This is a genomic window from Sphingobium sp. ba1 (assembly GCF_000743655.1).
GTDB lineage: Bacteria > Pseudomonadota > Alphaproteobacteria > Sphingomonadales > Sphingomonadaceae > Sphingobium.
Genome location: NZ_JPPQ01000029.1, coordinates 1 through 9,658 on the forward strand (window position 1 = coordinate 1; position 9,658 = coordinate 9,658).

Below are 9,658 nucleotides of genomic sequence, written 5' to 3' on the forward strand. Positions count from 1 at the left end.
GTCGGCACCTTGATCGCCTTGCCCGCCACATGCGGCGCATCGGCGGTAAAGCCCACCTCCACCTCGGCATCACGCGCAATCGACCGCGCCGTGCCGGACAGCACATCCTTGAAAGCATCGATGGGGGAGCGTTCGGTCATCAGCCTTCCGGGTCGCCGGTGCGCGGCACGGCGATCGTCTCGATCTGCGTTTCTACGTCGCTCATCAACTTGTGGATCGGACATTTCGCCGCGACCGCGATCAGTTTCTCATGCTGCTCGTCGGTCATCGGCCCGGTCAGCGCGATGCGCGTGGTCAGCTTGTAGAGGCCCTTGCGCTCTTCGCTCGCATCGCGGATCACGCCGACATGAATGCCCTCGACCGGAATGGCATTGCGCTGCGCATACCATAGCATCGTCATCGCCTTGCAGGTGCCGAGCGCCGCATCATAGAGGTCATGCGGGTCCGGGCCGTCATCCCCGCCATCGGGCGCGGCCATGTCGGCGACGATCTCATGCCCCCTGATGCTGATCTTGTGCGCGGTCCCGTCCGGCGCGATCCGCTCGACGACGATCATCAGGCGGCCCGGCCAGCCACGCTTTCGGGCAGATCCTTGCCGAACACGCGCTGATAATATTCCGCCACCAACGCCCGCTCCGCCTCGTCGCATTTGTTGAGGAAGCTCAGGCGGAAGGCGAAGCCGACATTCTTGAAGATCAGCGCATTCTGCGCCCAACTGATCACCGTGCGCGGCGACATCACCGTCGAAATATCGCCGTTGATGAAGCCCTGCCGCGTCAGTTCGGCCACCTTGATCATATTCTCGACCTCCTTGCGGCCGCCCTCATGATCATATTCGCCGGACTTGGCCAACACCACCTGCGCCTCGGTCGCGGCGGGCAGATAGTTAAGCGCCACGACCAGGTTCCAGCGGTCCATCTGACCCTGGTTGATCTGCTGCGTGCCATGATAAAGGCCGGTCGTATCGCCCAGGCCCACCGTATTGGCGGTCGCGAACAGACGGAAATAGGGGTTGGGCCGGATCACGCGATTCTGGTCGAGCAAGGTCATCTTGCCATCGGTTTCCAACACGCGCTGGATCACGAACATCACGTCGGGACGGCCCGCATCATATTCGTCGAACACCAGGGCGACCGGCCGCTGCAAGGCCCAAGGCAACAGCCCTTCCTTGAACTCGGTAACCTGCTGCCCTTCTTTCAGGACGATGGCGTCGCGGCCGACCAGATCGATACGGCTGATATGCGCGTCCAGGTTGATGCGGATGCACGGCCATTTCAGGCGCGCGGCAACCTGCTCGATATGGCTCGACTTGCCGGTGCCATGATAGCCCTGCACCATGACGCGGCGATTGAAGGCAAAGCCCGCCAGGATCGCCAGCGTGGTGTCGGGATCGAACACATAAGCGGGGTCGAGGTCGGGCACGCGCTCATCGGCCTGGGAAAAGGCCGGGATCTGCATGTCGACGTCGATGCCGAACATATCGCGCGCGTTCACAAACCGATCGGGGGCATCCAGCAGCGTTTCGGCGCGGGTATCGGGCTGGACGTTGGAAATATCGTTCATCGGGTCATCATCTTCCTGCGAGTCATGCCAGCCCTAACCGATCCAGGAAGGCGATGTCGAGACAATGGGGGCTGGCAGTAGCCGGATCAAGCGGCCCATTCGGCCAGATTGGCTTCCTGTCCGATCAACGCCAGCCCATGGGCGATGGAGGTCAGCTCGCCGCCGCTGGCAATCCGTTCCTCGCCAAAGCGCTTGCGGAAGATCGCGCGAATGGCCGGGATCAGCGACGATCCGCCGGTCAGGAACAGCCGATCGATCGCATCGGGCGTCACCCCCGCCTTGGCCAGCGCCGCGTCCACCGTCGCTTCGATCCGCGCAATGTCGGGCGCGATCCACGCCTCGAAATCGCGCCGCTGCACTTGCTGCTCGATCTCCAGCTCGCCGCCCGAAAAGCGGAACGTCGCACTGTCCGCGTCGGACAAGGCACGCTTGAGCGACCCCACCGCATCATAGAGCGGATAGCCCAATTCTTTCTCGATCACGGTGATCATCCGCCCGATCGCCGCCGGGTCGGTCGCCGCTTTCTTCAGCCGCGCCAATTCGTCCATCGTCCGCCGGTTGCGCATCAGCGCCAGGCGCGACCAGTCGGCGAAATCGGCGAAATGGCTGCGCGGTATCTCCAGCGTCTTGCCGAACGACTGATAACTGCCGCCCTTGCCCAGCATCGGCAGCACCAGATGGTCCATGATCCGATAATCGAACCGGTCGCCCGCTATGCCGATGCCCGCCGACCCCAGCGGCACGCAGCGTCGCGCCGCGCCGGGCGCTTCCACCCGCACGATCGAAAAATCGCTGGTGCCGCCGCCGAAATCGGCGACCAAAATCGTCGCGGGTTCGGTCAGGCGGCTGGCATAGCTGAACGCCGCGCCCAGCGGTTCATAGACATAATGAATGTCGGTGCCGAACCCGGCGAACATCGCGTCATAGCGTTTGCGCGCTAGGGCTTCGTCGGGACGCGATCCGGCATATTCGACAGGCCGTCCGACGACGATCCGCTCCGGCCGCGTCGCCAGCGCGCCACCAGCATGGCTGACCATCCGGTCCAGGAACATCGCGCCCAGTTCCTCGAACCGGAACCGTTTTTCGAACACATTGGCGGTTTCGAAGATCGGGCTGGCCGCCACCGACTTGAACGACTGGAGAAAACGGCTGTCCTCGGGATATTCCATATATTCGGCGATCGCCCACGGCCCCGCCTCATGCGCCAATCCGCCCTTGGCCCCTTCCTCATGCCAGAAACACAAGGCCGATCGAAACACCGCCCCGGTCGCTTGATCGCCGACAAAGTCCACTAGATCCGACTGCTGGCCGGTCGCTATGGCGACGACGCTGTTGGTCGTGCCGAAATCTAGGCCCAGCGCGCGCGGCACATCCTGCATGGTTCATCTCCGGGGAAGGGGGCTGCGCGCTATGACAGCAGCACCGTGTGCCCGCAAGGCTAGCCTCTGTCCTACAAGGCCGCCGATCGCTATAAGCATAGAGTGTCGAGGCCAGAGGCAGTGTAATAAAATTACGAGTGAGCGAACGAAAATATCGAAAACAGCGGGAAATATGCGAAGCTAAGCGAAAACCGCCGCCTTGCGCAAATGGGCATAGGCCTGGATCACGCCCTGCAACGCGCCCTCATGGCTGCGGTCGCCGCCATTATGGTCGGGGTGATAGCGGCGCAGCAATTGGGTATAGCGCGTCCGCAGCGCCTTGCGGTCGGTGTCGATGCCCAGTCCCATGACGCCCAAGGCCTTGCGATCTTCGGCGGACAGAAATTGGCCATCCTGCCGCACCTGCGCATCGGCACGCGCCTTGGCCATCCGTTCCTTGAACTTCGCGCCGATCGCATCGAGCGGATCGACGAAATCGGCCCATTTGGGTGACGGGCTGTGGGCATTGGCGGAAAAGGCGCGCGTCTCCCGCTCCCACCCTGCATAGGGGCGCTGCGCCGCCGCGATCTCGTCCGGCGTCATGCCGGTGAAGAAATTATAGCCCTGGTTGAAGGCTTTGACATGGTCGAGGCAGAACCAGCGCCAGCGCGGCCCCTCATCCCCCGGTCGCGCGCTGCCTTCCGCCGGGGGAGCGCGGAATTCGCCGGGTTCCGGGCATCCGGGCGCCGCGCAGGGGCGGTCGCCTTCCACCCGGCCATGAAAGCGGTTGAAACGACGGTTCGAGAAAGGGTCGGTCGACAAACTTGTCCTGATGCATGACGCGGCAAAGCGTTTATATAGGGGCCATGACCCAGATTCTGAAAGGCCCCGTGGCCACCGAAATCGAAGCGCGGCTGCGCGACGCCCTGAACCCGCAACAGCTCGCCGTGATCGACGACAGCGAAAAGCATCGCGGCCATGCGGGGCATGACGGGTCGGGCGAAAGCCATTTCACCGTCGACATCGTCGCTGATCGCTTCACCGGGCAAAGCCGCGTCGCGCGTCAGCGTCTCGTCAACGCCGCGCTGGCCGATCTGCTGCGCGACAAGGTTCACGCGCTGGCGATCAAGGCCCGCGCCCCCGGAGAAGCCTGATGACCCTGGACGACCTCATCCTGCAAAGTATCGCGCCCACCACCCATAATCTGGGCGATTTCAAGGTTCACCGTTCGCTCCCGACCAAGGGACGCACGATGGTCGGCCCGTTCATCTTCTTCGATCAGGCTGGCCCGGCAAAGCTGGATGCAGGCCATGGCATCGACGTGCGCCCCCATCCGCACATCAACCTGTCTACCGTCACCTATATGTATGAAGGCGCGTTCCTCCACCGCGATTCCCTGGGCACCGAACAATTGATCGAAGCAGGCGCGATCAACCTGATGACCGCGGGCAATGGCATCGTCCATAGCGAACGCTCGCCCGACGACGAACGGGCGAAGGCCTCCAAATTATCCGCGATCCAGACCTGGCTGGCTTTGCCCGACGCGCTGGAAGAAATGGACCCGGCCTTCGAGCATGTCAGCGAAGCCGGCCTGCCAGTGATCGAGGACGGGCTTGTCCGCGCCCGCGTCATCATGGGGTCGCTCTGGGGCGAGACCTCGCCCGTAACCACCTATGCGCAGACCATCTATGCCGACATCCAGCTATCGCCCGGCGGCCGCATCCCGATCGACCCGTCGGCCGATGAACGCGCCATCTATGTTTCCGGCGGCGATGCCGCACTCGACGGCATGATGCTGACGCCACAGACGCTCTACGTCCTGCGCCCCGGCACCCGCGCCACGCTGATGAGCGTCGATGGCGGCCGCGTGATGCTGTGCGGCGGCGAAGCCTTCACCTCGCCCCGCCATGTCTGGTGGAATTTCGTCTCGTCCCGCCCCGACCGCCTCATGCAGGCGCGCGAAGACTGGGAAGCGCTCCGCTTCCCCCTCATCCCCGGCGACGATCAGGAGTTCATCCCCATCCCCCAAGGCCGACCCAAAACGGTAAGCTATCCCTGAAAAACCTCGTCATCCCCGCGAAGGCGGGTCGAAGAGAGTCACGCGCCTCTCTTCGACATCTCCTGACATCTCGTCTGCCGACAGGGTAGGAGATGGATTGCCGCCTGCGCGGCAATGACAGTCTATGGCAGGATGGCCTTACTGCACAAAGGTCAGCGACAAATTCTCGGCATTTTTGGGAATGTCGATCCGGCTCTCATTGATCGACGCTTCTTCGCCGGGCTTCAACCGGGCCTTGTCGGCCTTGGTAGTCCAACTGAACACCAGCCGGTTCTGCCGGTCGCGCAACTGCACCAGCACCGGCGGCACCGGCAGCGCCTGCGTCCCGCTGTTCACGATCCGCGCGCCGAAGGCGAAATATTCCTCGCCCGTCGGCAGCTTGCGCCGCTCGGCGGGTTTGGAAAGGTAGAAAAGCAGGTCGGGATCGCCCTCGTCGGCGACCAGTCCCATGCTCACCGCCCATCCCGGCGGCCCGAAATAATAGAGCGCGCCGCCCGCCGCAGCGACGATCAGGGCAAAGGCGACGGCAGCATAGGTCCATAATTTCAGGACATTGCGGCGACGCTTGACCGGCACGGCAGGCGCGGGTTCGCTGTCCTCCACCCGGCTGACGGGCGCACCGGCATAGATGTCGTCGAAGCGGTTGTTCGCGGGTGCCGAAGGCTCCGGCGCAACCGGCTCGGCGGCCTGCGTGTCTGGAACCGTCTCGACCGGCGGGGCCACGGGCGCTGGTTCCGGCGATGGCGGCACTGCCACCGGCGGCGGCGCGGCGTCCACTGGCTCGTCCGCCCGTCCGGGCAGGATGGCAGGCTCCTGGAACCAGCTATGCTTGCAGGCGGCACACCGCACCTGGCGGCCATTGGGGCCGACGGCGCTGTCCGGCACGACATAGCGTGTCGCGCAATGGGGACATAGCAGGATCATGACGCTTCATAGGCATGGCAGGGACTCGCGCGCAAGCGGCAAGCATCGGGCATGTTACAGCTCTGTCATCCAGCCTCGCGACTCGGCCCTTTTCCCAGCGCGGGCTTTACGGCGACCTGCCCGCTGTGCCATGGCGGAGCTTCCGGGGAAGCAGGGAGCGCATGACGCGCCATCAATCTGACATGACGGCCATCGTCCAGTTCGAAAATGTCGGCCTGCGCTATGGTCTGGACAGTGAAACCCTGTCGGACGTCAGCTTTTCGCTGGCGGCTGGCGGATTCTATTTCCTGACCGGCGCGTCGGGCGCGGGCAAGACGTCGCTGCTCAAACTCCTTTATCTCGCCCAGCGGCCGAGCCGCGGCGTCATCCGCCTGTTCGGCGAAGATGTCGTCACCCTGCCGCGCACCCGCCTGCCGGGCTTCCGCCGCCGCATCGGCGTGGTGTTTCAGGATTTCCGCCTCGTCCCCCATCTGTCGGCCTATGACAATATCGCCCTCCCGCTCCGCGTGGCGGGGATGGAAGAAAAGGAGATCGACGCGCCGGTCGCCGAAATGTTGAGCTGGGTCGGCCTTGGCGATCGTGGCCAGGCGCGCCCCGCCACCCTGTCGGGCGGAGAGCAGCAGCGGGTCGCCATCGCCCGCGCCGTGATCGGCCGTCCCGAAATATTGGTCGCCGACGAACCGACCGGCAACGTCGATGCGGATATGGCCCGGCGGCTGCTGACCCTGTTCGAAGCGCTCAATCGCCTGGGCACCACCATCGTCGTCGCGACCCACGACCTCCCGCTGATGAGCCAGGTCACCGGCGCGCAGATGATGCGGCTGGACAAGGGACGGCTCGCCGATCCCACCGGATCGCTGCGCTATCCGGCCCGGTCCCGGCAGGCCGAATGAGCAGTTCGCGCGCCAGCCGCCGCGCGTCCGCCGCCGCGCGTCATCGCCTGCTGCCGGGCGGACGGCTCGCTGGTCCCATGCCGTGGATCATCGCCATCATGATGTTCCTGACCGTCCTGTCCGCTGCCGCCGGGCTGGCGCTGGGTGCCGCTGTCCAGGCGATGAGCGCGGACCTCGCCGGACGCGCCAGCGTGCAGGTGGTGGAGGCCGATGCCGCCGTGCGCGACCAGCTCGCCGCCCGCACGCTCCAGGCGTTGCGCCAGGCCAGCGAAGTGCGCGCCGCAACCCCGGTCGATCCCGCCGCGCTCGCCGACCAGTTGCGCCCTTGGCTGGGCGAGGATGCCGCCAGTGCCGACCTGCCAGTGCCCGCGCTCATCGATGTGACGCTCACCCCCGGCGCGACGGAGGCAAAGGTCGATCGGTTGCGCCGCCTGCTCGGCAGCATCGCGCCCAGCCTGCGGATCGAACCCCATGCGGCGTTCCTGCTCCCGCTCGCCGGACTGCTGACGGCGCTCGGCTGGCTGGCGGTCGGCGTCGTTGTGCTGATGACGGTCGCAACCGGCGCAGTCGTCGTGCTGGCGGCGCGCGCCGCGCATGACAGCCATCGCGGGACGATCGACGTGCTGCATCTGATGGGGTCGACCGATGTGCAGATCGCCCGGCTGTTCCAATGGCGTATCGGTCTCGACGCGCTGCTGGGCGGTGTGCTGGGCTTTGCCTTTGCGGTTGCCACCCTGCTCGTCATCGGCCTGCGCCTCGATGCGACCGGCTCCGATCTGCTGGGGGCGGTGGCGCTGGATGGGACCGGCTGGGCGCTGCTCGCGCTGCTGCCGGTGGCGGGCGTCCTCCTCGCTGTCCTCACCGCGCGCTGGACCGTGCTGCGCGCGCTGGGCCGCGCGCTGTGATCGTTCGGCTGCTGGCCGTCAGCATGCTGGGCTGGATGCTGGGCTTCATCTGGTTCGCGGTGCTGCTGCCCCAGCCGCTCGACAGCCGCCCGACGGACGCCATCGTCGTCCTGACCGGCGGGGCCGGGCGGATCGACCGGGGCATCGCCCTGCTGCAGGCCGATACCGCCAAGCGGATGCTGATCTCCGGGGTCGACCGCTCCGTGCGTCCGGGCGAACTGGCGGCCGAATATGATACGCCCGAAGCGCTGTTCGCCTGCTGCATCACGCTTGGCCGCGAAGCGATCGACACGCGCTCCAACGCGATCGAGACCGCGCGCTGGCTGGAACGGCGCGATTACAAGACCGTGCGCCTCATCACCACCGACTGGCATATGCGCCGCGCCGCGCTGGAGTTGCGGCAGGCGTCGCCGGAGCGGGTCGCGATCGTCTATGACGCGGTGCCCAGCCGCCCTAGCCTGACGATATTGGTGCGCGAATATAATAAATATCTGCTGCGGCGCGGGGCTGCGCTGCTCGGCATCTGACAAAGGCGCATATCTGCTCATGCTCACCGCGATCCGCTCGCTCGCCTTCACGCTGGTCTTCTATTCCGGCAGCCTGTTCTTCGTGCTGGCGGCCCTGCTGCTGGGGTCGTTCAGTACCGAGGCAGTGCTGCGGATCGGGACGGGGTGGAGCCGCTTCCATCGCCTGTGCGCGCATTGGCTGCTGGGGCAGAAGGTCAAGGTCGTCGGCGACCTGCCGCTTGGTCCCTATCTCTATATCGTCAAGCATGAATCGATGTTCGAAACGATCGACATGCTCTGCCTGTTCGATCGCCCCGCCGTCGTCGCCAAGCGGGAATTGCTCGACATTCCGCTGTGGGGCCGCGTCGCCCAGCGCTATGGCCTCATCCCCATCGAGCGCAGCGGCGGAGCGAGCGCCATGCGAGTGCTGCGCGCTGCGGCCCGCGACGCCAATGCGCAGGGGCGGGCGGTGTGCGTCTTCCCCGAAGGCACCCGCGTCCCTCATGGCGAAGCGCCACCGCTCAAGGCCGGTTTTGCGGGTCTCTATGTCCTGCTCGGCCTGCCCGTCGTGCCGATTGCGATCGACAGCGGCCGGGTGTCGCCGCGCGGCAAATTCCTCAAACGATCGGGCACCATCACCTATAAGGTGGGGGAGATCGTCCCGACCGGCCTCGACCGGCGCGAGGCCGAAACCCGTGTCCATGCCGCGATCAACGCGCTGAACCCGCCATCCGCCCTACTTCAGTGAGCGCGGCCGAAATCCGGCTTCGCGTCATCCTGCCCCTGTTCGATGATCGAGCGGCGAATGTCGCGGGTGTGGGTGAAGAGGTTGAACAAAGCGTCGCCGTCATTCCAGCGGATCGCCCGCTGCAGCGCGGATAGATCCTCCGAAAAACGCTGCAGCATTTCCAGCACCGCATCCTTGTTCGCCAGGAACACGTCGCGCCACATGGTCGGGTCGGACGCCGCAATGCGGGTGAAGTCGCGAAAACCGCCGGCCGAATATTTGATCACTTCGGACTGGGTGACATTTTCGAGGTCACTGGCGGTGCCGACGATGGTGTAGGCGATAAGGTGCGGCAAATGGCTGGTCACCGCCAGCACCAGATCATGATGCGCCGGGTCCATCAATTCGACATCCGCACCGACCCGCCGCCACAATTCGGCGACGCGCTCGACCGCGGCCGGATCGGCATCGGCGGGGGGCGTGACGATGCACCAGCGGCCCTTGAACAAGGTCGCAAAGCCCGCTTCCGGCCCGCTATTTTCGGTCCCCGCGACGGGATGCGCCGGGATGATCGTCCGCCCCGGCAGCGCGGCGGCAAGCTGCGCCAGCACGTCAGCCTTGCACGACCCCACATCGCTGATGATCGCATCGGCGGGCAGATCGTCGGCAATCTCGGCGGCGACCATGCCCATCGCGCGGACGGGCACGCATAATATCACCAGA

Annotated in this window: 13 protein-coding genes; 6 read left to right on the forward strand and 7 right to left on the reverse strand. The window is 65.4% G+C overall.

The features are described 5' to 3' along the window. The 5 genes from IL54_RS22590 to IL54_RS02215 all read right to left on the reverse strand — a co-directional run. Positions 1-140 (reverse strand): hypothetical protein (locus IL54_RS22590; RefSeq protein WP_156106075.1); only part of this gene is annotated, 140 nt, incomplete at its 3' end. Next, positions 140-556, reverse strand: a complete 417-nt coding sequence (locus IL54_RS02200; RefSeq protein WP_037472770.1) for an OsmC family protein — start codon at positions 554-556, stop codon at positions 140-142. The genes IL54_RS02200 and IL54_RS22590, both read right to left, overlap by 1 nt. Then, positions 556-1,563: a cobaltochelatase subunit CobS gene (gene cobS, locus IL54_RS02205; RefSeq protein WP_037472772.1), complete on the reverse strand. Its 1,008-nt coding sequence runs from the start codon at positions 1,561-1,563 to the stop codon at positions 556-558. The genes IL54_RS02200 and cobS overlap by 1 nt, the downstream gene beginning before the upstream one ends. An 86-nt stretch (positions 1,564-1,649) precedes the next feature. Next, positions 1,650-2,942, reverse strand: coding sequence for an Hsp70 family protein (locus tag IL54_RS02210; protein ID WP_037472774.1), 1,293 nt, complete (start codon positions 2,940-2,942; stop codon positions 1,650-1,652). Positions 2,943-3,122: 180 nt separating this feature from the next. Next, the gene (locus IL54_RS02215; RefSeq protein ID WP_037472777.1) at positions 3,123-3,743 is read right to left on the reverse strand and encodes a J domain-containing protein; all 621 of its coding nucleotides are present in this window, start codon (positions 3,741-3,743) and stop codon (positions 3,123-3,125) included. Between the two features lie 44 nt (positions 3,744-3,787). Here IL54_RS02215 and IL54_RS02220 point away from each other — a divergent pair, with 44 nt between their 5' ends. Beyond that, complete coding sequence (locus tag IL54_RS02220) at positions 3,788-4,075, forward strand: BolA family protein (RefSeq protein ID WP_037472779.1); 288 nt, start codon at positions 3,788-3,790, stop codon at positions 4,073-4,075. Then, positions 4,075-4,980: a pirin family protein gene (locus IL54_RS02225; RefSeq protein WP_037472782.1), complete on the forward strand. Its 906-nt coding sequence runs from the start codon at positions 4,075-4,077 to the stop codon at positions 4,978-4,980. Before IL54_RS02220 ends, IL54_RS02225 begins: the two co-directional genes overlap by 1 nt. Before the next feature lie 138 nt (positions 4,981-5,118). Here IL54_RS02225 and IL54_RS02230 read toward each other — a convergent pair whose 3' ends face one another. Beyond that, entirely contained in the window at positions 5,119-5,904 is a 786-nt protein-coding gene (locus IL54_RS02230; RefSeq protein WP_037472784.1) for an MJ0042-type zinc finger domain-containing protein, read from the reverse strand. Between the two features lie 182 nt (positions 5,905-6,086). Here IL54_RS02230 and ftsE point away from each other — a divergent pair, with 182 nt between their 5' ends. The 4 genes from ftsE to IL54_RS02250 are packed head-to-tail and all read left to right on the forward strand — an operon-like array spanning position 6,087 to position 8,956. After that, entirely contained in the window at positions 6,087-6,797 is a 711-nt protein-coding gene (ftsE, locus tag IL54_RS02235; protein WP_037472794.1) for a cell division ATP-binding protein FtsE, read from the forward strand. Then, a complete protein-coding gene (locus tag IL54_RS02240; RefSeq protein WP_037472786.1) occupies positions 6,794-7,702 on the forward strand; it encodes a cell division protein FtsX in 909 nt (302 codons plus the stop codon). The genes ftsE and IL54_RS02240 overlap by 4 nt, the downstream gene beginning before the upstream one ends. After that, positions 7,699-8,229: a YdcF family protein gene (locus tag IL54_RS02245; RefSeq protein ID WP_037472788.1), complete on the forward strand. Its 531-nt coding sequence runs from the start codon at positions 7,699-7,701 to the stop codon at positions 8,227-8,229. The genes IL54_RS02240 and IL54_RS02245 overlap by 4 nt, the downstream gene beginning before the upstream one ends. A gap of 19 nt (positions 8,230-8,248) precedes the next feature. Beyond that, positions 8,249-8,956, forward strand: a complete 708-nt coding sequence (locus IL54_RS02250) for a lysophospholipid acyltransferase family protein (RefSeq protein ID WP_037472790.1) — start codon at positions 8,249-8,251, stop codon at positions 8,954-8,956. Here the strand turns inward: IL54_RS02250 and IL54_RS02255 are convergent. Further along, on the reverse strand, positions 8,950-9,658 hold a 709-nt coding region (locus IL54_RS02255), incomplete at its 5' end, for a prephenate/arogenate dehydrogenase family protein (RefSeq protein ID WP_037472792.1). The genes IL54_RS02250 and IL54_RS02255 overlap by 7 nt on opposite strands.

What these genes read in the sequence shown, in the direction of transcription:
- ftsE (WP_037472794.1), top strand. Translation starts at nt 6,087, where the DNA reads ATGACGGCCATCGTCCAGTTCGAAAATGTCGGCCTGCGCTATGGTCTG.
- IL54_RS02220 (WP_037472779.1), top strand. Translation starts at nt 3,788, where the DNA reads ATGACCCAGATTCTGAAAGGCCCCGTGGCCACCGAAATCGAAGCGCGG.
- IL54_RS02240 (WP_037472786.1), top strand. Translation starts at nt 6,794, where the DNA reads ATGAGCAGTTCGCGCGCCAGCCGCCGCGCGTCCGCCGCCGCGCGTCAT.
- IL54_RS02250 (WP_037472790.1), top strand. Translation starts at nt 8,249, where the DNA reads ATGCTCACCGCGATCCGCTCGCTCGCCTTCACGCTGGTCTTCTATTCC.
- IL54_RS02210 (WP_037472774.1), bottom strand. Translation starts at nt 2,942, where the DNA reads ATGCAGGATGTGCCGCGCGCGCTGGGCCTAGATTTCGGCACGACCAAC.
- cobS (WP_037472772.1), bottom strand. Translation starts at nt 1,563, where the DNA reads ATGAACGATATTTCCAACGTCCAGCCCGATACCCGCGCCGAAACGCTG.
- IL54_RS02200 (WP_037472770.1), bottom strand. Translation starts at nt 556, where the DNA reads ATGATCGTCGTCGAGCGGATCGCGCCGGACGGGACCGCGCACAAGATC.
- IL54_RS02230 (WP_037472784.1), bottom strand. Translation starts at nt 5,904, where the DNA reads ATGATCCTGCTATGTCCCCATTGCGCGACACGCTATGTCGTGCCGGAC.
- IL54_RS02225 (WP_037472782.1), top strand. Translation starts at nt 4,075, where the DNA reads ATGACCCTGGACGACCTCATCCTGCAAAGTATCGCGCCCACCACCCAT.